This window comes from Streptomyces noursei, from assembly GCF_001646665.1.
Lineage (GTDB): Bacteria > Actinomycetota > Actinomycetes > Streptomycetales > Streptomycetaceae > Streptomyces > Streptomyces lavendulocolor.
In genome coordinates this window covers 210,906-231,016 of record NZ_LWBU01000158.1, presented here as the reverse complement: position 1 = coordinate 231,016, position 20,111 = coordinate 210,906, and the positions used below count along the sequence as shown (strand labels likewise).

At 75.3% G+C, this 20,111-nt stretch carries 15 protein-coding genes; 11 read left to right on the top strand and 4 right to left on the bottom strand.

Features of this window, described 5'->3' with window-relative positions; translation table 11 throughout:
* Window positions 1–55: 55 nt before the first annotated feature.
* The 11 genes from A4V12_RS13110 to A4V12_RS13060 all read left to right on the top strand — a co-directional run bounded on the left by A4V12_RS13110 (window position 56) and on the right by A4V12_RS13060 (window position 15,256).
* On the top strand, window positions 56–1,468 hold the full coding sequence (locus A4V12_RS13110) for a hypothetical protein (RefSeq protein WP_423563093.1): 1,413 nt from the start codon (window positions 56–58) through the stop codon (window positions 1,466–1,468).
* Window positions 1,469–1,803: 335 nt separating this feature from the next.
* The gene (locus tag A4V12_RS13105; RefSeq protein WP_107415396.1) at window positions 1,804–2,751 is read left to right on the top strand and encodes a glutamate ABC transporter substrate-binding protein; all 948 of its coding nucleotides are present in this window, start codon (window positions 1,804–1,806) and stop codon (window positions 2,749–2,751) included.
* A gap of 37 nt (window positions 2,752–2,788) precedes the next feature.
* The gene (locus tag A4V12_RS13100) at window positions 2,789–4,060 is read left to right on the top strand and encodes a hypothetical protein (protein WP_064069476.1); all 1,272 of its coding nucleotides are present in this window, start codon (window positions 2,789–2,791) and stop codon (window positions 4,058–4,060) included.
* A 41-nt stretch (window positions 4,061–4,101) separates the two neighbouring features.
* Window positions 4,102–6,600 (top strand): serine/threonine-protein kinase, encoded by a 2,499-nt coding sequence (locus tag A4V12_RS13095; protein WP_064069475.1) that lies wholly within the window; start codon window positions 4,102–4,104, stop codon window positions 6,598–6,600.
* A 3-nt stretch (window positions 6,601–6,603) separates the two neighbouring features.
* On the top strand, window positions 6,604–8,133 hold the full coding sequence (locus A4V12_RS13090) for a PP2C family serine/threonine-protein phosphatase (protein WP_423563173.1): 1,530 nt from the start codon (window positions 6,604–6,606) through the stop codon (window positions 8,131–8,133).
* Between the two features lie 86 nt (window positions 8,134–8,219).
* Window positions 8,220–9,578, top strand: coding sequence for a vWA domain-containing protein (locus A4V12_RS13085; protein WP_064069473.1), 1,359 nt, complete (start codon window positions 8,220–8,222; stop codon window positions 9,576–9,578).
* A 54-nt stretch (window positions 9,579–9,632) separates the two neighbouring features.
* Window positions 9,633–10,976 carry an FHA domain-containing protein gene (locus tag A4V12_RS13080; protein ID WP_064069472.1) on the top strand — a complete coding sequence of 448 codons (1,344 nt, stop codon included), beginning with the start codon at window positions 9,633–9,635 and terminating at the stop codon, window positions 10,974–10,976.
* Between the two features lie 340 nt (window positions 10,977–11,316).
* Window positions 11,317–11,721 (top strand): globin, encoded by a 405-nt coding sequence (locus tag A4V12_RS13075; RefSeq protein ID WP_064069471.1) that lies wholly within the window; start codon window positions 11,317–11,319, stop codon window positions 11,719–11,721.
* 162 nt (window positions 11,722–11,883) lie between these two features.
* Window positions 11,884–12,231, top strand: a complete 348-nt coding sequence (locus A4V12_RS13070) for a hypothetical protein (RefSeq protein ID WP_159028868.1) — start codon at window positions 11,884–11,886, stop codon at window positions 12,229–12,231.
* A complete protein-coding gene (locus A4V12_RS13065; RefSeq protein ID WP_064069469.1) occupies window positions 12,204–12,998 on the top strand; it encodes an ABC transporter ATP-binding protein in 795 nt (264 codons plus the stop codon). Before A4V12_RS13070 ends, A4V12_RS13065 begins: the two co-directional genes overlap by 28 nt.
* Window positions 12,995–15,256 carry a hypothetical protein gene (locus A4V12_RS13060; protein WP_064069468.1) on the top strand — a complete coding sequence of 754 codons (2,262 nt, stop codon included), beginning with the start codon at window positions 12,995–12,997 and terminating at the stop codon, window positions 15,254–15,256. Before A4V12_RS13065 ends, A4V12_RS13060 begins: the two co-directional genes overlap by 4 nt.
* 81 nt (window positions 15,257–15,337) lie before the next feature.
* On the opposite strand, the gene A4V12_RS13055 is transcribed toward A4V12_RS13060, so the two are convergent.
* The 4 genes from A4V12_RS13055 to A4V12_RS13040 all read right to left on the bottom strand — a co-directional run bounded on the left by A4V12_RS13055 (window position 15,338) and on the right by A4V12_RS13040 (window position 19,925).
* Entirely contained in the window at window positions 15,338–15,997 is a 660-nt protein-coding gene (locus A4V12_RS13055) for a hypothetical protein (protein ID WP_064069467.1), read from the bottom strand.
* Window positions 15,994–16,434 carry a thioesterase family protein gene (locus tag A4V12_RS13050; RefSeq protein WP_079137014.1) on the bottom strand — a complete coding sequence of 147 codons (441 nt, stop codon included), beginning with the start codon at window positions 16,432–16,434 and terminating at the stop codon, window positions 15,994–15,996. The genes A4V12_RS13055 and A4V12_RS13050 overlap by 4 nt, the downstream gene beginning before the upstream one ends.
* Before the next feature lie 10 nt (window positions 16,435–16,444).
* Window positions 16,445–18,109, bottom strand: coding sequence for an energy-dependent translational throttle protein EttA (ettA, locus tag A4V12_RS13045; protein WP_064069465.1), 1,665 nt, complete (start codon window positions 18,107–18,109; stop codon window positions 16,445–16,447).
* 385 nt (window positions 18,110–18,494) lie between these two features.
* Complete coding sequence (locus A4V12_RS13040; protein WP_064069464.1) at window positions 18,495–19,925, bottom strand: Cys-Gln thioester bond-forming surface protein; 1,431 nt, start codon at window positions 19,923–19,925, stop codon at window positions 18,495–18,497.
* Window positions 19,926–20,111: the final 186 nt, after the last annotated feature.

Below are 20,111 nucleotides of genomic sequence, written 5' to 3'. Positions count from 1 at the left end.
TGTGAACGACGGCCCCTGACGCCATACTGCGGTGAGCGACCGAGGGGGAGGTCACGTGACTTACGCACCGGATGCGCCGGCCGTGCCGGGGGCACCGCCCGCGCCGGGCGCGCCCGCCGTGCCACCACCGCCACCGCCGCCTCCGGCCGGGCCGCCCGCCGGGCGGGGCGCGTGGGCCGAGGGGGCGGCCCGGCTGCGCGCGGCGACGACGACCGAGCCGGGGCGGCTGCGGATCCTCGGCGCCGTGCTGGCGGCGCTGGTGGTGGCGTTCGGGGCGGTCACCGCGTACGAGGTCGCCGACCGGGCGTCGGCCGCCGACGACGTGGTGAGCCGCAGCCAGCCGCTGAGCGCGGACGCGGCCGACATCTACCGCTCGCTCGCGGACGCCGACACGGCGGCGGCGGGCGGCTTCCTGGCCGGCGCGCGGGAACCCGCCGGGGTGCGCGACCGGTACGAGGAGGACATCACCACCGCGTCCCGGCTGATCGTCAAGGCGGCGGCGAACACGGACGGGTCCTCCCCGTCCGCACGGGACATCACCACCCTCAACGAGTACCTGCCGCGCTACACCGGCCTGGTGGAGCGCGCCCGCGCGGCCAACCGGCAGGGCCTGCCGCTGGGCGGCGCCTATCTGCGGTACGCCAACCAGCAGATGAGCACCCGGCTGCTGCCCGCCGCCGAGCGGCTGTACGAGGCGGAGACCGCGCGGCTCGGCCGGGACGACCGGGACGCCCGGAGGTGGCCGGTCCTGTCGCTCGCCGCCGGGGTGGTGGCGCTCGCCGCCCTGCTGTGGGCGCAGCGCCGTACGTACCTGCGCACGAACCGGGTGTTCAACCACGGCCTGCTGGCCGCCACGGCCGCGTCCGTGGTGGTGCTGCTGTGGCTGGCGGCCGGGCACACCCTGGCGCGGACGGAGCTGCACGAGGCGAGGTCGCACGGCCAGGACTCGCTGGAGGTGCTGAACGAGGCGCGGATCAACTCGCTGAAGGCCCGGGCCAACGAGAACCTGACGCTGGTCGCGCGCGGCGCGGTGCTGACCGCCGACGGCCGGAGCGACAAGTACGAGACCGACTACGGCACGGGCATGGGCCGGCTGGTCGGCGCGCTGGCCGAGGCGAGGAGGCTCGCCGACGACGGCGCGGGCAGCGCTCCGGTCGCGGACGCCGCACGGCGGGTGGCCGAGTGGCAGGAGCGGCACAAGGACGCCCGTGCGACGGACGACGGCGGCGACTACGAGGGCGCGCTGGCCAAGGTGATCGGTGCGAAGGGCTCCACCGGGGAGTCCTTCGACGAGGTCGACGCGGCGCTGGACAAGGCCCTCGCCCACGAGCAGGGCGAGTTCACCCGGGCCGCCGAGGACGGGCGCGGCGCGCTGTCGGGCCTCCCGGCCGGGGCCGCCGTCCTGGCCGTGCTGGGGGCCGCCGGGGCCATCATGGGCATCAACCGCAGGCTGTCGGAGTACCGGTGAGAGGGAGGGGAGGCACGATGAAGGACGACGACAACGGCACCGCGCCGGGGCCGGCCCACGACGGGTGCGGGACGCCCGGCGCGTCCCCCACCGGCCCGGCCCGCCGCCCCGCCGCCCCGGGACCGGCCGCGCCCCGCCCCGGCCGCCCCGCGGCTCACGCCCCCGCGGCTCACGCGGCTCCCGGCACGCGTGCGCGCACGCAGGGCGCGGATGCGGATGCGGATGCGTACGGACGTGGCGGCGCCGGCACGGCACTCGGCGCGGGCGCGGGCGGGCGTACGCGCGGGGGGCGCCGGGGTGCCGGGCGGCTGCGGGGCTGGGGCGGGGTCGCGGCGATGGCCGTGGCCTGCGGCCTGACCGCCGCGCTGACCCTGGTACCGCTGTCGCGCGGCGACATCGGGCCCGCCCGGGTCTCCGGCGCGGGCAGCGTGCTGCCCGCGAAGGCCGACACGTGCCGCGACCCGGAGGCGTCCCTCCCGCCGTCCACCGCCGACGGGCCGGCCGTCGCGGCCATCAAGGCGCGCGGCAAGCTGATCGTCGGCGTGGACCAGAACAGCTACCGGTGGGGTTACCGGGACCCGGCGACCGGCCGGCTGGAGGGGTTCGACATCGACCTCGCCCGGGCGATCGCCCAGGACCTCCTCGGCAGCCCGGACGCCGTCGTCTTCCGCGCCATCCCCACCAACCAGCGGATCGCCGCCCTGGAGAACGGCACGGTCGACCTGGTCGTGCGGACGATGACCATCAACTGCAAGCGCATCCGGCAGGTCGCCTTCTCCACCGCCTACTTCCAGGCCGGGCAGCAGGTCCTCGCGCCGGAGGACTCCCCGGTGACGGGGTACGACTCGTCGCTGAAGGGCAAGCGGGTCTGCTCGGCCGAGGGCTCCACCGCGTACGAGGCGCTGGAGAGGCAGTCGTTCGGCGCCGTCTTCCGCGACCGGCACGAGGACTCCCCGCAGGACGAGGACGTCCACACCGTGCCCAACCAGCTGGACTGCCTGGTGCGGCTCCAGATGGGCGAGGTCGACGCGGTGGTGACGGACAACGCGCTGGCCGCCGGCCAGGCGGCGCAGGACCCGGCCGTGACCCTGAAGGGCAGGCCGTTCACGACCGAGTACTACGGCGTCGCCGCGAAGCTCGGCAACGACGACCTGGTGCGGCGGGTCAACCAGGTGCTCGTCGACTACCGCAAGGGCCCCTGGACGAAGGCGTACGACCGGTGGCTGCGCACCGTCCTGCCCGGCATATCCGGGCCGCCCGCGCCGAAGTACCGCACCAACTGACCTGCTGTCCGCAGCTGCACGAGTGGAGAGGTGATCGATGGGCGTCACGGGACCCCCTGGGCCGGTGATGGACCGGGACGAGGTGGACCGTGCGCTGGCGCGGCTCGGGGCGGAGCACAAGGCGGTCGAGGACTCGCTGCTCGCCCTCCAGGACCACGCGGGCCGCCGGCTCCTCGAAGGGGCCGGTCTGACCGGCACGACCAAGGAGCGCTGGGCGGAGACCGAGCGGACGATCACCCTGCTGTGGACGTACTTCGACGCCTACTCGGCGGCGCTGCGCGAGGCGCGCGAGGTGCGCGCCCGGCGCCGGTGGCCCGGACGCGAGGAGCTGGCCGAGCTGACGGAGCGGCTGCGCGGCGAGAGCGTCACCGTGTCGGGCACGTCCGCCAAGCTGGCCGAGCGGTTCACCCTGGAGCGGCTGGTGGACCGGATGAACGAGCTGTACGCGCGTTCGCTCGACGTGGTGGTGACGGCGGACGCGGTGTGGTCCGCGCTGCCGGCTCGCATAGACCTGCTGGCGGCCGAGCTGCACCGCACCCGCTCGCTGGCGCACTCGGTGGGCGTACGGCCCGGGGAGCACCCGGCCGGGGACGACCTGGAGTCCATCACGCACGAGCTGGCGTCGCTGCGGGCGCAGGTGGTGACCGACCCGCTGGCGTTCTGGCGCCCCGCGGCGGGCAGTTCGGCGCCCGGCGGCGGGCGGCCCGACACCGACCGCTACGACCGGGCGGCCCGCGCGCTGGAGGACGTGCGCCGCGAGATCGAGGCCGTGCTCCAGGTACGGCAGGACTCGGAGGCGCGCCTGCTGCGGCTGCGGGACGTCCTCTCGCGCGCCGACCGGACGCTCGCCGAGGCGCGGGCGGCGCGGGGCGAGGTGCTGGCGAAGATCGCCGCGTCGGAGGTGCCGGTGGTGAGCGGCCCGCCGACCGCGCTCCAGGAGCGGCTGGCGACGGCCGCCGAGTACCGCCGCCACGCCCAGTGGCACCGGCTGTCGCCGCTGCTGGAGGCGCTGGAGCGGGAGGCCGAGGACGAGCTGCTGCGGGCGCGCGAGCAGTTGACGGCGGTCACCGCGCCGCTCGCGGTGCGGGCGGAGCTGCGCGGACGGCTCGACGCGTACAAGGCGAAGGTCGCCCGGCACGGCATGGCGGAGGACCCGCTGCTGATCGAGCGGTACGACGCGGCACGCCGGATGCTGTGGAGCGCCCCGTGCGACCTGCGGGTCGCCGAGCAGGCGGTGCTGCGCTATCAGCAGGCGGCCGCGGAAGTCCTGTCGGGGGCGGGGCCCGTGGACCGGAGGGGGAGCCAGTGAGAACGTGCCAGCGGCCCGGCTGTGAGGGCTCGTACGAGGACATGGGCGGCGGGGAGTTGTACTGCGGCACGTGCGGCCTGGCGCCGGTCGTCTCGCCGTCGGGGCTGGTGTCGTCGCCGCCGACCGGCATCGCGGGCGGCGGCAAGGGGTCGGCGGCGGGCTCGGGTTCGTCGTCCCGCTCGTCGCGGTCGTCGCGCTCCTCCCGTTCGTCGCGGCGCTCGGTGTCGGGCCGGCTGTCGCGTTCGCTGCCGGCGGGCACGGGGTCGTCCCGGTCGGTGTCGGTGCGCAGTTCGGGTGCGTCCTCCGGCCCGTCGGGGCGGGGCAGGCTCGGCGCGGGGCTCGTCGCGGTCCCGGCGGTGCCGCGCCCCGATCCGCGTGCGGTGGTGATGGCCGACCCGGAGGTGCCGGAGCGGAAGCGGTTCTGCTCGCGGTCCGACTGCGGGGCGCCGGTCGGCCGGGCGCGCGGGGACCGGCCGGGGCGTACGGAGGGCTTCTGCACCAAGTGCGGCCACCCGTACTCGTTCGTGCCGAAGCTGCGCGCGGGTGACGTCGTGCACGGCCAGTACGAGGTGGCCGGGTGCCTGGCGCACGGCGGCCTCGGCTGGGTCTACCTCGCGGTGGACCGGGCGGTCTCCGACCGGTGGGTCGTCCTGAAGGGCCTGCTGGACACCGGTGACCAGGACGCGATGGCGGCGGCGATCTCGGAGCGTCGGTTCCTCGCCGAGATCGAGCACTCCAACATCGTCCGCATCTACAACTTCGTGGAGCACCTGGACCAGCGGACGGGCTCCCTCGACGGCTACATCGTCATGGAGTACGTCGGCGGGAAGTCCCTGAAGGAGATCGCCAACGAGCGGCGGGGGCCGGACGGGCGGCGCGACCCGCTGCCGGTCGAGCAGGCGTGCGCGTACGGGATCGAGGCGCTGGAGGCGCTCGGGCACCTGCACAGCCGGAACCTGCTGTACTGCGACTTCAAGGTGGACAACGCGATCCAGACCGGGGACCAGCTGAAGCTGATCGACATGGGCGCGGTGCGCAGGATGGACGACGACGAGTCGGCCATCTACGGCACGGTCGGCTACCAGGCTCCGGAGGTGGCGGAGGCCGGCCCGTCGGTCGCGTCCGACCTGTACACGGTGGCGCGGACGCTGGCGGTCCTGACGTTCGACTTCCAGGGCTACACGAACGTGTTCGCGGACTCCCTGCCGGACCCGGACAACATCGAGGTGTTCCGGACCTACGAGTCGTTCTACCGGCTCCTGGTGCGGGCGACCGACCCGGATCCGGCGCGCCGGTTCGCCTCGGCCGAGGAGATGGCCGAGCAGCTGACGGGCGTGCTGCGGGAGGTGGTGGCCCTCCAGACGGGCCGTCCGCGCCCGGCGCTGTCGACGCTGTTCGGGCCGGAGGTGCGCGTGCCGGACACGGAGCTGTTCGCCGTCGACGACGGTGACGTGTCGGAGCTGGGGGCGCGGGCGGTGCGCGGGAGGCGGGCGGGTGCGCGCGGGCGGGTCGCCGTGACGGCGGCCGTGCCCGCCCCGCGTACGCCCCTCGCGGGCGCCGGGCCGGGCGGCGCCGGGCCGGTGGGCGGGGCCGTCGTCGCCGCGCCCGCACCGCTGCTCGCCCCGCTCGACGTGCGCGCCGTCGCGCTGGCGCTGCCCGTGCCGCACGTCGACGCCGCCGACCCGAACGCCGGTTTCCTGGCGGGGTTGATGGCCTCCGCACCCGCCGAACTGATGTCCGCCCTGCGCACCGCCCCGGCGGTCTCGCTCGAACTGCGGCTGCGGGAACTGCGCGCCCGGCTGGAGACGGGGGAGACGGGCTCGGCGGAGCGGGCGCTGGAGACCCTGGAGGAGCAGTACCCCGACGACTGGCGGGTGGTGTGGTACCGCGGCGTCGCGGCCCTGGCGACGGGTGACGACGAGAACGCCGCGCTCTCGTTCGACGCGGTCTACGACGCGTTCCCCGGGGAACCGGCGCCCAAGCTGGCGCTGGGCGTGTGCGCCGAGGTGCTGGGCCAGTTGGACAACGCGGCGGAGTACTACCGCCTGGTGTGGACGACGGACCCGAGCCACGTGAGCGCCGCGTTCGGCCTGGCGCGGGTGCGGCTGGCCGCCGGTGACCGCGCCGGTGCCGTCGAGGCGCTGGAGTCGGTGCCCGAGGCGTCGGTCCACTGCACCGCGGCGCGCGTGGCCGCCGTACGGGCCAGGCTGCGGCGCCGCAGCGCGCGGGAGCCGCTCGCCGGCGACCTGGCGGCGGCCGCCGCACAGGTGTCCGCGCTGCGGCAGTTCGGCCTGGACGCGGTGCGGCGCGAGCAGTTGTCCACGGAGGTGCTGGGCAAGGCGCTCGACTGGGTACTCTCCGGTAGTCCCGGGGCGGGCACCGCACGGACCCCGCTGCTGGGCAGCGAACCGGACGAGCGGGCCTTGCGTCTCGGACTGGAACGCTCCTACCGGGTGCTCGCCCGGCTCGCTCAGCGTGGCGAGGAGAGGATCGACATGGTGGAGCGGGCCAACCGTTTCCGCCCCAGGACATGGGTGTGAATGATGTCGCAGAGGCACCAGCCGTCCGCCTGCCCCAGCTGCGAGGAGCCGCTGGAGTCGGGTGACCTTTTCTGTGGTGCGTGCGGGTACGACCTGTCGGCCGTACCACCGTTGCCGGAGGACCGTCCGACCGTGGTCATGGGCTCCCCGGTGGGCGGGGCCGCGTGGCCGGCGGACCCGGCCGGGCCGGGCCGCGAGCAGCCGTTCGGCGACCGGCCGTCCCGCCCGCCCGCCACGGGCGCCCCGGGTACGGCGGGCCCGGCGGGGGTCGCGGCGGTCCGGTTCGACGCCCGTGCCGCGGAGGCGGGCGCCGGTGACTTCGAGCTGCCGGCCCCCGACCCCGCGGCGCGCCCGGCGCCCGCGCCCGGGACGGCCGGCGAGCCCTGGGGCCCCGGCACCCCGGTGCCCCCGCCCGCCGCCCGGCCGGCCCCGCACGCCCACGTGCCCGAGCCGCAGGCCGGGACGGGCACGCCGGCCGCCCCGGCCGCTCCCGTCGAGCCGCCGCCCGCTCCCGTCCAGCCGCCCGCTCCCGTCGAGCCGCCGCCCGGGGCGGGCGGGGTGCCCGACCCGCGCGCGGTGGAGCACACGGCGACCCCGCCGGCCGGGACCCGGCTGTGCGTGGCCTGCCGGGCCGGGCACGTGGACCCCGACGGGTACTGCGAGAACTGCGGGCACGCCCAGCCCCGCGAGCGCGACCACATGGAGGAGGAGCTCGGCGCCGTCGCGGCCGTCAGCGACCGCGGGCTGCGCCACCACCGCAACGAGGACGCGTTCGCCGTGTCCTCGACGGCCCTTCCGGACGGTTCGCCGGCCGTCGTCGCCATCGTCTGCGACGGCGTCTCGTCCGCGACCCGCCCCGACGAGGCGTCCGCGGCCGCCGCGGCCGCCGCCAACGAGTCGCTGCTGGCCGCCCTCCCGCGCGGCACGCATCCGCAGACGGCGATGCACGACGCGATCGTCGCGGCCTCCGAGGCGGTCAACGCCCTCGCGGGCGACGGCGACGACGGGGACGCCATGGAGCACGACCCGCACCACCACCGCAACGCCCCGGCCTGCACCCTCGTCGGGGCGGTCGTCGCCGGCGGGCTGCTGGTGGTCGGCTGGGTCGGCGACAGCCGCGCCTACTGGGTGCCGGACGACCGCAGCGGCCCGCCCGCCCGGCTCACCGAGGACGACTCGTGGGCCGCGCAGATGGTCGCGGCGGGTCTCATGAACGAGGCGGAGGCGTACGCGGACGAGCGCGCCCACGCCATCACCGGCTGGCTGGGGGCGGACGCGTACGAACTGGAGCCGCACACCGCCGCGTTCAAGCCGGACCGCCCCGGTGTCGTCGTGGTGTGCACGGACGGCCTGTGGAACTACGCGGAGGGGGCGACCGACATGGCGCGGGTCGTCCCGCCGGACGCCGCCCGACGCCCGCTGCACAGCGCCCAGGTCCTCGTCGGGCACGCGCTCGACGGGGGCGGGCACGACAACGTAACAGTGGCCGTCCTGCCGTTCGCCGTGGTGCCCGCAGGGGCAGGATCGGCCTGACCTTTCCCGCCCGACGACCAGCCCCCCGCACGTCAGTCAGCAGTCCGCCGTGCGGGCGCCAGCCCGCGTCCCGAGGAGCCGATCAGATGGCGAACTTCTCCAAGTCGAACGTGCCGCAGTTCTCGGTGGACGTGTACCAGAACGAGTACCTGCCGGAGGGCGGGCGCGAGGTCAACGCGATCGTCACGGTCACCTCCACGGGCGGCGGGACCAGCGGCGGTATCGCGCTGGGCCGGGTGGCCGCCTCCCCCTCCTCGATACCCGGCCGGACGCCCGGCGCCGCCGTGGTGATCATGGTGGACTGCTCCGGCTCCATGGAGTACCCGCCGACGAAGATGCGCAACGCGCGCGACGCCACGGCCGCCGCGGTCGACACCCTGCGCGACGGCGTGGAGTTCGCGGTGGTGGCCGGCACCCACGTCGCGCAGGAGGTCTATCCGGGCGGCGGCCGGCTCGCCACCGCCGGCCCCGCCACCCGGGCCGCGGCGAAGGAGGCGCTGCGCCGGCTCGCCGCGGGCGGCGGCACCGCGATCGGTACGTGGCTGACGCTCGCCGACCGGCTCCTGGCGACCGCCGACGTACCGATCCGGCACGGCATCCTGCTCACCGACGGCCGCAACGAGCACGAGTCGCCGGACGACCTGCGGGCCGCCCTGGAGGCCTGCGCCCGCCGCTTCACCTGCGACGCCCGCGGGGTGGGCACGGACTGGGAGGTGAAGGAGGTCACCGGGATCGCCTCGGCGCTGCTCGGCACGGCCGACATCGTCGCCGATCCGGCGGGCCTCGCCGCGGACTTCACGCGGATGATGGAGGACGCGATGGGCAAGGAGGTCGCCGACGTCGTCCTGCGCCTGTGGACACCGGTGGGCGTGGAGATCGTCTTCGTGAAGCAGGTGGCGCCCTCGGTGGAGGACCTGACGGACCGGCGTACGGAGGCGGGGCCGCGCTCGGGCGACTACCCGACCGGGTCGTGGGGCGACGAGTCCCGCGACTACCACGTGTGCGTCCGGGTCCCGGAGGCCGGGATCGGCCAGGAGATGCTGGCGGCGCGCGTCTCCCTGGTCCTGCCCGACCCGGCGGGCGGCACGCCGCAAACCCTGTCGCAGGGCCTGGTGCGGGCGGTGTGGACCGACGACATGGCTGCCTCCACCTCCATCAACCCCCAGGTCGCGCACTACACGGGTCAGGCGGAACTGGCACAAGTCATCCAGCAGGGACTCGATGCCCGCAAGTCCGGCGATTTCGACGGTGCGACGGCGAAACTCGGCCGCGCCGTGCAGCTGGCGGCCGCCTCCGGCAACGCGGACACTGCGAAACTCCTTTCGAAGGTGGTGGACGTGGTCGACGCGGCGACCGGTACTGTGCGACTGAAGGCGAAGGTCGCGGAAGCGGACGAGATGACACTCGAGACGCGCTCCACCAAGACCGTTCGTGTCAAGAAATAGGTCACTATCTGCTCGGCCCGCGGGGGCCGGACGAGGAGAGGGGGAAGCGCCGACATGCCGACCTGCCCGAACGGACACCAGTCGGGTTCCGACGACTGGTGCGAGGTCTGCGGCCACCGCATGGCCGGGGCGGGCGCGCCTGCGGGTGCCGTTCCGCCGCCGCCTCCCCCGCCGCCGCCGCCCGCCTACGGCTACCCCGGACCGGGCGGACCCGGTGGACCGGGCGGACCCGGTGGACCGGGCGGACCGGGCGCGGCGCCCGGTGGGCACGGCGCCCCCGGCGGGTTCGCCGGCGGCGACCCGAACGCCACCGCCCAGGCCGAGCTGTGCCCGCAGTGCCGCACCCCGCGTGAGGCCATGGCGCCGTTCTGCGAGGAGTGCCGGTGGAACTTCCTCACCAACACGGCGACCTCCTACACCCCCGTCGCGCCGCCCCCGCCGCCGAACCACCAGGGCCGTCCCGGCGTTCCCGGAGGTCCGCCGCCCGGGATGAACCTGCCGCCCGGCTTCCGGTCGGAGCCGCAGGCGCCGTCCGCGCCCCAGGCCCCGCGCCCGCCGGACCCGTTCGACTACCAGGGCTCGCGCCCGTCGCAGATGAACCGCCCGGCGGAGCCGCTGCCGCCCGAGCCGCCGGCCCCCCGGGGACAGGCGCCCCAGGGCCCCGTGCAGGGCGCCCACCAGGGCCCGCCGCCGGTTCCCCAGGCGTTCCAGCAGCCCCCCGGCCCGCCGCGGCCGCCCCAGGCGTTCCAGCAGCCGGGTCCGCCGCCCCCGCCGCAGCCCCAGTCCCCCTCCCAGCCGCAGGCCCAGCCGCCCGGCGGTGGCGGCGGGGACGACTGGATGCTGCCGCCGCCCTCGCAGCAGCGCCCCCCGGCGCCGCAGCCGCCGGCACCCCAGCGGCCGGGTCCGTCCCAGCAGCAGGCGCCGCACGGCTCGCAGCCGCCGCACGGCTCCCCGGCTGAGGCGCCCCGGACCCCGCAGTACCAGGCGGCGCCCGCCGGCTGGACCGCTGTCGTGGCGCCCGACCGCGAGTACTTCATGGCGATGATGCAGCGCAGCGGTCCCGAGGCCGCGGGCCTGAACCTGCCCGCGTACTCCCCGGAGCAGCGGCTGCCGCTGTCGGGCAACCAGATCAGCATCGGCCGCCGGCGCCACTCCACGGGCGAGTCCCCGGACATCGACCTGTCCGTGCCGCCGGAGGACCCGGGCGTCTCGCACCACCACGCCGTGCTGGTGCAGCAGCCGGACGGCTCCTGGGCGGTCGTCGACCAGAACTCCACCAACGGCACCACGCTCAACGGCGGCGAGGACCCGATCCAGCCCTACGTCCCCGTCCCGCTGAAGGACGGCGACCGGGTCCACGTGGGCGCCTGGACGACCATCACCATCCAGCGCGGATAGCCGGGACCGTTCCCGAGGGGCGGCCCCGCGCCGCCCCTCGGGCCGTCCCCGGCGGCGGGCCCGTGCCTCCACGCACGGTGTTCCGGCCACCGGGCCGGCGGGTCGGTGCGTTCCGGCCACCGGGCCGGCGGGCCGGGGCGTCCCGGCCACCGGGCCGGCGGGCCGGGGCGTTCCGGCCACCGGGCCGGCGGGTCGGTGCGTTCCGGCCACCGGGCCGGCGGGCCGGGGCGTCCCGGCCCGCCGCCTCCTCGTGCCTTCCCGGGGAGGGGTCCCGGGCGGGACGTCGCGGGGACGACCTAGGGCCCGGGTCCTCGGCCGGTCCGTCTGAGACGATGGACTCGTGAATGAGATCCCGCGCGGCACGCTTCAGGAGCAGACCTTCTACGAGCAGGTCGGCGGCGAGCCCACCTTCCGGCGCCTCGTCCACCGTTTCTACCGGGGTGTCGCCGAGGACCCGCTGCTGCGGCCGATGTACCCCGAGGAGGACCTCGGCCCGGCCGAGGAGCGGCTGGTGCTGTTCCTGATGCAGTACTGGGGCGGCCCCCGCACCTACAGCGACAACCGCGGCCACCCGCGCCTGCGGATGCGCCACGCCCCCTTCACCGTCGACCGGGCGGCGCACGACGCCTGGCTGAAGCACATGCGGGCGGCGGTCGACGAGCTCGGCCTGTCCGAGGAGCACGAGCGGACGCTGTGGAATTACCTGACGTACGCGGCCGCGTCGATGGTCAACACCCCGGACTGAGCCGCGCGTACGCTCCGTGACCGGGAAGTGACAGAAAAGGTTCCGGCCAACTCTTCCGCACCCGGTCCCCTCGGGCACCTCCGACCACCTAGGTTCACAGCCGCAACACTTCGAACGGGCACCCGCAGTCGGCGGGTGCCCCTCGTCTTGTGGAGGTGCGAGGTGCGACGGAGGACCATGCGGCTCGGCGCCGTGGCGATCGCGACGGCCGCGGCACTGCTCGGGGCCGGGACGGCTCTCGGTGACACGTTCTACGTCTACGAGGGCCAGGACTTCGGCTACATCGGCCACGACCACAGGTACGCCGGGGTCTGCGACCGCGAGTACGACGGGTTCAACGTCTACGTCAACTTCAAGCGCACCACGCCCAACACGGTCGTGCGCATGGAGGAGGCGAACGGCTACTGCAAGACCTCCACCACCGGCACGTACGCGATCCACACCCTGCAGACGTGCGAGAACCGCCCCCTCATGACGGACGCGTGCTCCGCCTGGCAGCGGCACCCCTGACCGCGGTGGCACCGACCGTCACGGCCGCCCCGACCGTCGTGGTCTCCGGGCTGACCTGCGAACTCGGCGGCCGCACCCTGCTGCGCGAGGCCCGGATGACCGTCCGGGCCGGCGAGTCCGTCGCCGTCACCGGGCCGAGCGGCAGCGGCAAGTCCACCCTGCTGGCCTGCCTCGCCGGGCTGCACCGCCCCCGCGCCGGCACCGTCCGGGTGTGCGGCACCGACACCGCCGCGCTGCGGCCCGCCAAGGCCGCGGCCTGGCGGCTGAACACCCTGGGCTTCGTCTACCAGTTCGGGGAGCTGCTGCCCGAGCTGAGCGCCGCCGAGAACACCGCGCTGCCGCTGCTGATCGCCGGGAAGGGCCGCCGGGAGGCGTACGGGACGGCCCAGCGGCTGCTGCGCGAACTGGGCGTCGGCGCGGTGGCGGACGCGCCGGCGAACGTGCTGTCCGGCGGGGAGCGGCAACGGGTGGCGGTCGCCCGCGCGCTGTCGACCCGGCCCCCGCTGATCCTCGCCGACGAGCCGACCGGGGCGCTCGACGAGCACGCCACCGACGACGTCTGCGCCCTGCTGTTCGGGCTGCCCGCCCAGTACGGCTGCACGCTGGTCGTGGTCACGCACAATCCGGTGGTCGCCTTCCACGCCGACCGGCGGCTCGCCCTCCGGGACGGTGCCCTGCACGAGGTCGGCGACCACTCCGGGACCACCGACCCCACAGGTACCGCCGACCACCCCGGCACCATCGACCCCACCGCGGCCGGCACGTGAGCCGGGCCCGGCGCCGCGGCGCGACCGCGCAACTGCTCGCCGTCGGCCGGCGCGCCTCGGCCGGCCCGGCCCGCCGGCGCGATCCGCGGCGCACCGTCCAGGTGCTGTGCCTGGCGCTCACCGGGGTGGCGGCGGCACTGCTGGTGTGGAGCGTTCAGACGGTGCACGCCGTGCACGAGGGGCGGGACGCCCGGATCGCGTCGAGGATCCCCGTGGCCGCCGCACCGGGCGCCCGGCCGGCCGCCTGGTGGAGCGAGAGCGACGACAGCTGGCGGGAGCGGGACTTCTCGGTGGTGTACGTCGAGCCCGCCGGGCCGTCCGCCCCCCTGCCGCCGGGCCTGCCCCGCTGGCCCGCGCCGGGCGAGGCGTTCGTGTCGCCCGCGCTGCTCGACGCCATGCCGTCGGCCGCGACCCGCTACGGCAGGCTGGCGGGCACCGTGTCGGCGGAGGGGCTGGCCGACGCGGGCGAGCTCTTCGTCTACGTCCGCCCGCCGTCCGGCGTACGCATCCAGGGGTACGGCACGACGCTGGGCGTCACCGGCTTCGGCGCCGCCCGGCCGGTCCCCGGCCCGTACTTCCTCAGCCAGTCGTTCGACCGGCCGGCCGGCGACCTGTACTGGCTGCTGGCTCCCCAACTCGGGCTGCCGGTCGCCGTGCTGCTGATCGTCGCCTCCCGGCTCGGGGCCCGGCAGCGGGACGAGCGGCTGGCGGTGCTGTACGCCATCGGCGCCGGACGCTCCGTCCGGGCGAGGATCGCGGCCGGTGAGTGCGTACGCCCCCTGGGGGCGGGCGTCCTGCTCGGCGGCCTACCGCTGGTGGCGGTCACGCTGACCGGCGTACGGCTGCCGCTGACGGGCTACGAGGTGTCGGCCGCCGACCTGGCGCCGCTGCGGTGGCAGTTCCCGCTCGCGCTGGCCCTGGTGTGGGCGGCGCTGTGCCTGCTGTTCGCCGCGCTGCACCTGCGGGTGCGCCCCGCCGGGGCCGGGCGGCCCCGGCCCGCGCGGCGCCGCCCGTCGGGCTGGCCGGCGGTGCTGTGCGGGATCGGCGGCCTCGGCGTGGTCTCCGGGGCGGCGGCGGGCCAGGCGGCGGGCACCCGGCTCTTCGTGCTGGGCACCACCCTGACGCTCGTCGGCCTGCCGCCGCTGCTGGGGCGGGCGGCCGCGCGGGTGGCGGTGCGGCTGACCGGGTACGGCACCGGCGACCCGGCGCGGCTGGTGGGCGGGCGCTGGGCGGCGGCCCATCCGGCGGTCGTCGCCCGGGCGGGCGCGGCCCTCGTGGTGATGCTGGGGCTGGCCGCGCAGGCCCTGGTGCTGGTGACCGACCTGACGGACGAGGCCCGCAACGCCACCGTGCTCGCCGAACGGCTGGACGAGCGGCTGCTGGAGGTCCGCAGCGCGCCCGCCGACGCACGGGCGCGGGCCCGGTTCGTGGCCGCCCTGGGCCCCGGCGACCGGGTGCTGCGCGTGGTGCCGGGCGGCGACCCGTCCGGCACCGGCCCGCCGGTGCTCGTCGGCGACTGCGACGACCTGGCGGCCCTGGGGGCCATGCGCTCCTGCCCGCGCGGACGTGCCGTACCGGCGCAGGAGGTCTACCGGGAGCGCACTCCGCGCACGGAGGCGCTGCGGTGGATGGGTTTCGGCCCCGTCCACGTGCGGGCGACCGGCCCCGCGGTGCGGTCGGCGGCGGTGCGGTCGCCGTCGGTGTGGTCGCCGTCGGTGCGCGAACAGGGGCGGGAGCACGGGCCGTTCGTCGTCCTGACCAGCGGCCCGGAGGGGCGCGAGCGGGCGGAGCGGGCCGCCCGGGCGACCCTGCCGCTCCCCCATGTCGGCGTCCCGGGCGACGAGAACGTCATCGGTGGCCACGCGCGGGCGCGGCAGGCGGACTGGGTGCTGCTCGTGGCGACCGCCGGGTTCCTGCTCCTGGCGTTCACCGGGACGGCCGGGCTGCTGCACGCCTTCCTCGACCGGGCCGACGAGTTGCGGCCCCTGGCCGGGTACACCTCGGGCGTCGGGTTCCACCTGCGGGTCGCGTGGTGGGGCATGGGCGTTCCGATGGCGTGCGCGCTGGGCCCGGCCGCGCTGGTCGCGGGGCTGTTGGCCGGGGTGAACCTCGGTTTCCTCTCCCCGTCGGGGAGTTCGCCGCTCGGGCTGCTCGGCGGCGGGCTGGCGGTGGCGCTCGCGGTGTGCGCGGCGGCGACCGTGGGGGGCGGCGTGCTCTCGGCCGGGTTCACCCACCGCTGGGTGCCGCGCGGGGACTGAACCTCGCGGACGCGCCGGAGCCGGACCACATCGCGGTACGGCCCGACGACGAAGGCTCCTGAACCCCGGCGGCCGCCCGGGTCAGAGCGCGGTGACGGTCAGTCCGGTGCCCGCGCCGGGCCTGCGGACGGCGACCGACCCGTAGGGGCTGCGCAGCCGCAGCCACGAGCCGGCGGTGAGCAGGGCGACCGGCACGTCGTGCGGGGGCAGGAAGCCCAGCGACTGGGCGGCGTGCACGGCGCGCAGCGGCAGCCCCGTGGCGCCGATGGTGCGGGACCAGATCTCGCGGCCGATCCGGTCGCGTTCCGCGCGAGTACGCCGCTCGGCCGGCAACGCGCCGTCCCGTTCCCGGAACTCGGTCACCGCGGCGGCGACCGCCCCGCGCAGCCCGGCCGCGTCGGGGAGGCCGGGGACCTCGCGCCAGCCGGCGCGCGGCGGCAGGAGGCCCGCCCACGGCGGGCCGGTGACGGGTGCGGGCACGGTGGCCTTGCCGGCCGACTCCTCGATGCCGTCGAGGAGTTGGCCCGCGGAGACGGTGACGTCCAGCGGCGTGTCGTCCAGGAGCGCCGCCGTCCGGATGGCCAGGACCTCGAAGGACGGCGGCCGCCCGAACACGGCCAGGGCACCGCCGCCGGCCTGGAGGCGGACGGCGGCGGCCCGGTCGTAGTGGATGAGCCGGGCCAGGAAGGCGGCCAGCCCGGCCGCCTCCCTGGCGTCGGCGAAGTGCAGCGGCGGAGTCATGCCGCGGCGGCCTCCCCCGGGGAGCGCATGCCGTCGTCGACGTACTCCTCCAGGAAGGAGCGCTCCTCCGCGGTGATGCGGCGGGGGCGCTGGGCCTCCAGGTCGAACGGCACGACGACCGTCGAGGCCCGTACGTACACCTGGTCCGGGTCCTTGATCTCGTACGCGATCGTCAGCGACGCGGCGCCGATCTTGGTGACCCACGACTCGATGGTCACCGGCTCGTGCCGGTGGACCAGCGGCCGTACGTAGTCGATCTCGTGCCGGGCCACGACGGACCCGCCGGAGAACGACGGCGAGCCGTTCCCCGGCGCGAGCCGGAACATGAAGTCGATCCGCGCCTCCTCCAGGTAGCGGAGAAAGACGACGTTGTTGACGTGCCCGAAGGCGTCCATGTCCGACCAGCGCAGGGGACAGCTGTAGATGTGACGAGCCACTGCCGCTGCCTCAGCCCCGGGTCAGCTTCTTGTAGGTGGCGCGGTGCGGGCGTGCCGCGTCCGGGCCGAGACGCTCGATCTTGTTCTTCTCGTAGGACTCGAAGTTGCCCTCGAACCAGAACCACTTGGAGTCGCCCTCGTACGCCAGGATGTGGGTGGCGACGCGGTCGAGGAACCAGCGGTCGTGGGAGACGACCACGGCCGCGCCCGGGAACTCCAGCAGCGCGTTCTCCAGCGACGACAGGGTCTCGACGTCGAGGTCGTTGGTCGGCTCGTCGAGGAGCAGCAGGTTGCCGCCCTGCTTGAGGGTCAGCGCCAGGTTCAGGCGGTTGCGCTCACCGCCGGAGAGGACACCGGCCGGCTTCTGCTGGTCCGGGCCCTTGAAGCCGAACGCGGACACGTAGGCGCGGGACGGCATCTCGACCTGGCCGACGTTGATGTAGTCCAGCTCGTCGGAGACGACGGCCCACAGCGTCTTCTTGGGGTCGATGTTGGCGCGGCTCTGGTCGACGTAGGAGATCTTGACGGTCTCGCCGACGCGGATCGAGCCGGAGTCCGGCTCCTCCAGGCCCTGGATCATCTTGAACAGCGTGGTCTTGCCGGCGCCGTTGGGGCCGATGACGCCGACGATGCCGTTGCGCGGGAGGCTGAAGCTGAGGCCGTCGATGAGGACCTTGTCGCCGAAGGCCTTGTTGAGGTTCTCGACCTCGACGACGACGCTGCCCAGACGCGGGCCCGGCGGGATCTGGATCTCCTCGAAGTCCAGCTTCCGCATCTTGTCGGCCTCGGCGGCCATCTCCTCGTAGCGGGCGAGGCGCGCCTTCGACTTGGCCTGCCGGCCCTTGGCGTTGGAGCGGACCCACTCCAGCTCTTCCTTGAGCCGCTTCTGACGCTTGGCGTCCTTCTGGCCCTCGACCTTCAGACGCGAGGCCTTGTTCTCCAGGTAGGTGGAGTAGTTGCCCTCGTAGGGGTGGGCGCGGCCGCGGTCGAGCTCGAGGATCCATTCGGCGACGTTGTCGAGGAAGTACCGGTCGTGGGTGATGGCCACGACGGTGCCCTCGTACTTGGCGAGGTGCTGCTCCAGCCACTGCACGGACTCGGCGTCCAGGTGGTTGGTGGGCTCGTCGAGGAGGAGCAGGTCGGGGGCCTCCAGCAGCAGCTTGCAGAGCGCCACGCGGCGCTTCTCGCCACCGGAGAGGTTGGTCACGGGCCAGTCGCCGGGCGGGCAGCCCAGGGCGTCCATGGCCTGCTCGAGCTGGGCGTCGAGGTCCCACGCGTTGGCGTGGTCCAGCTCCTCCTGGAGCTTGCCCATCTCCTCCATCAGCGCGTCGGTGTAGTTCGTGGCCATCTCCTCGGCGATGGCGTTGAACCGGTCGAGCTTGCCCTTGACCTCGCCGACGCCGTCCTGGACGTTCTCCAGGACCGTCTTGGACTCGTCCAGCGGCGGCTCCTGGAGCAGGATGCCGACGGTGTAGCCGGGCGACAGGAACGCGTCACCGTTGGAGGGCTGCTCCAGACCGGCCATGATCTTGAGCACGGTCGACTTACCGGCGCCGTTCGGGCCGACCACACCGATCTTCGCACCGGGCAGGAAGCTCAGCGTCACGTCATCGAGGATGACCTTGTCGCCGTGCGCCTTGCGCGTCTTGCGCATCGTGTAGATGTACTCAGCCAAGAGAAACCGTCCGGCAGTCCGAGAGTGGGCAGATACACCCCATCTTGCCTGACGTCCACCCCGCGAAGGAAACCAGTAAGGCGCCGGGCCCGCTCCGTGGACGCCGGGCCTCCCGGCTCGGTGTCCGGCCGGTCACGCACGGTCCCCGGGCCCGCCCCGCCCGCTCACCGTCCGCCACGACCGGCCGGCCGCTCCGGCCGGTGCGGGGCCACGCGTGCGGGCTCCGGCCGTCCCCGGCGCGGCGGGCGCGGTCACGGCGCGGCGGGCTCCGGAGGGCGCGCGCCGGGCGGCGGTCGCCGTGCTCCGGGCGCCGGGCTCGGACGGCGGTCGCCGTGCCCCGGGCGGCGGGCGGTGTGCGCCGCCGCCCGGTTCGCGGGCGGGTGGGTCAGTCCTCGGCGCCGGTGTCCTTCTTCCTGCGGAGGAGGAAGACGGCGGCTCCGCCGATCACCATCATCGCCAGCGCTATGCCGGCGATCATCGGCGTGGCGCCCGAGGCGCCCGTTTCGGCGAGGTCGGGGCCGTCGTCCGCCGAGACGGGACCGGACGAGGTGCCGCCAGCCGACAGCGGGCCGGGTCCGCCGCTCTGCGGGCCGGCCAGGGCGACGGCCGTGCTGCCGGTGGTCCGGCAGTCGAGGATGCCCGTGAACGTCTTGCGCAGGCCGCCGGGGCCGTTGATGGTGAACTCGTACGCCTGGTCCTCGGCCACCGGCACGGTCACCGTCCGGGACTCGCCGGCGAGGACGGTGTGCGTGAGGCCCATGAGCTCGAAGGCGAACGGGGCGTCGCCCTTGTTGGTGGCGGTGACGTCCACGGCGCCCTCGACGCAGTCCTTGCGGGCCGAGAGCGCCGGTATGGCGCCCGCGGTGGCCCAGGTGGCCGTGGCGGTGGCGGAGACGGTCGACTGGCTGGACCCGGCCAGGATCTGCGTCTGGCTCTTGGTGGTGCCCGCGAGGACCCGGCCGACCGGCACGGAGGTGCTGGCCTGCACGGTCAGCGCGGCGGAACCCTCCGCGGCCTTGGCCGGCACGTCGAAGTAGAGCCGGCTGCCGTCGGTGGCCGAGACGACCGGCCTGCCCTTGGCGTCGGTGATGCGGATACCGCTGGCGGCCGCGTCGGCGGGCGGGGCCACGCTGACCCGGTCGGCGCCGGTCCGCACGGTGACCGGACCGATCCGCGTCCCGGCCGGTCCGGACACGGCGCCCGGAAGCAGGCTGAGCGACGCGCCCGGCTCGGCGACGGTCCCGGCCTTCTTCTCCAGCCAGTCGGCGAGCTTCTCGGCCGCCGGGTCGAGGGCCTGGACCTGGGCGTCGTCCGAGTAGCGCCAGATGGCGACCTGGGTGCCCGCGGCGGCGGTGCCGGCGGTCAGCGGGCCGGTGCCGGCGGCCTTGGCCAGCCCCACCAGGTCGTCGACCTGCGGGTAGGAATGCTGGAGGATCCACCCGATCCGGCCCGCGTCCTTGTTCCCGCCGAGCGAGGTCTGGTCCCAGGACGTCTCCAGGTACCGGGAGCCGTCCTGGGTGGGGTTGTGCAGGTCCACGCAGTAGGTCTTGAGGGTCCCGCCGCCGTCGACGGTCATCTCGAACAGACCGGCCGGGACTTCCTGCCGCTCACCGTCGACCTGGAGCACTGCCTGGTCGAAGGTGGTCAGCCCGTTGAGGGTGGCGGCGGCACCGCCCTGGTGCTGACGCGCCTCGTCGGCCGCGGCGGCGGACGCCCCGGCTATGAAACCCCCGGCCACCAGCGCGGAGGTCACGACCGTGGCGAGGAGGCGGACGGAACCCCTCCTCCGCCTCCGTACAGCAAACCCAGCAAACACAGACTTCCCCTCCGGGCGAGACCTTGGCGCCTGTGGCGCGTGGGGGGAGTGCCTCGCCAGCCGACTCAAGTGCCCCGTGAGTACCCGGGAATCCTAGAGAGGCGACCAAGCACAGTCCCCTGTCATACCGTCAGACAACCATTCCGACTCGGAATCGTTATCGCGAACGCCGCTTCACGTGGTGCG

Coding starts and splice junctions, on each gene's coding strand:
- A4V12_RS13105 (WP_107415396.1), top strand. CDS start 1,804: ATGGCCGTGGCCTGCGGCCTGACCGCCGCGCTGACCCTGGTACCGCTG.
- A4V12_RS13100 (WP_064069476.1), top strand. CDS start 2,789: ATGGGCGTCACGGGACCCCCTGGGCCGGTGATGGACCGGGACGAGGTG.
- A4V12_RS13095 (WP_064069475.1), top strand. CDS start 4,102: ATGGGCGGCGGGGAGTTGTACTGCGGCACGTGCGGCCTGGCGCCGGTC.
- A4V12_RS13090 (WP_423563173.1), top strand. CDS start 6,604: ATGTCGCAGAGGCACCAGCCGTCCGCCTGCCCCAGCTGCGAGGAGCCG.
- A4V12_RS13085 (WP_064069473.1), top strand. CDS start 8,220: ATGGCGAACTTCTCCAAGTCGAACGTGCCGCAGTTCTCGGTGGACGTG.
- A4V12_RS13080 (WP_064069472.1), top strand. CDS start 9,633: ATGCCGACCTGCCCGAACGGACACCAGTCGGGTTCCGACGACTGGTGC.
- A4V12_RS13055 (WP_064069467.1), bottom strand. CDS start 15,997: ATGACTCCGCCGCTGCACTTCGCCGACGCCAGGGAGGCGGCCGGGCTG.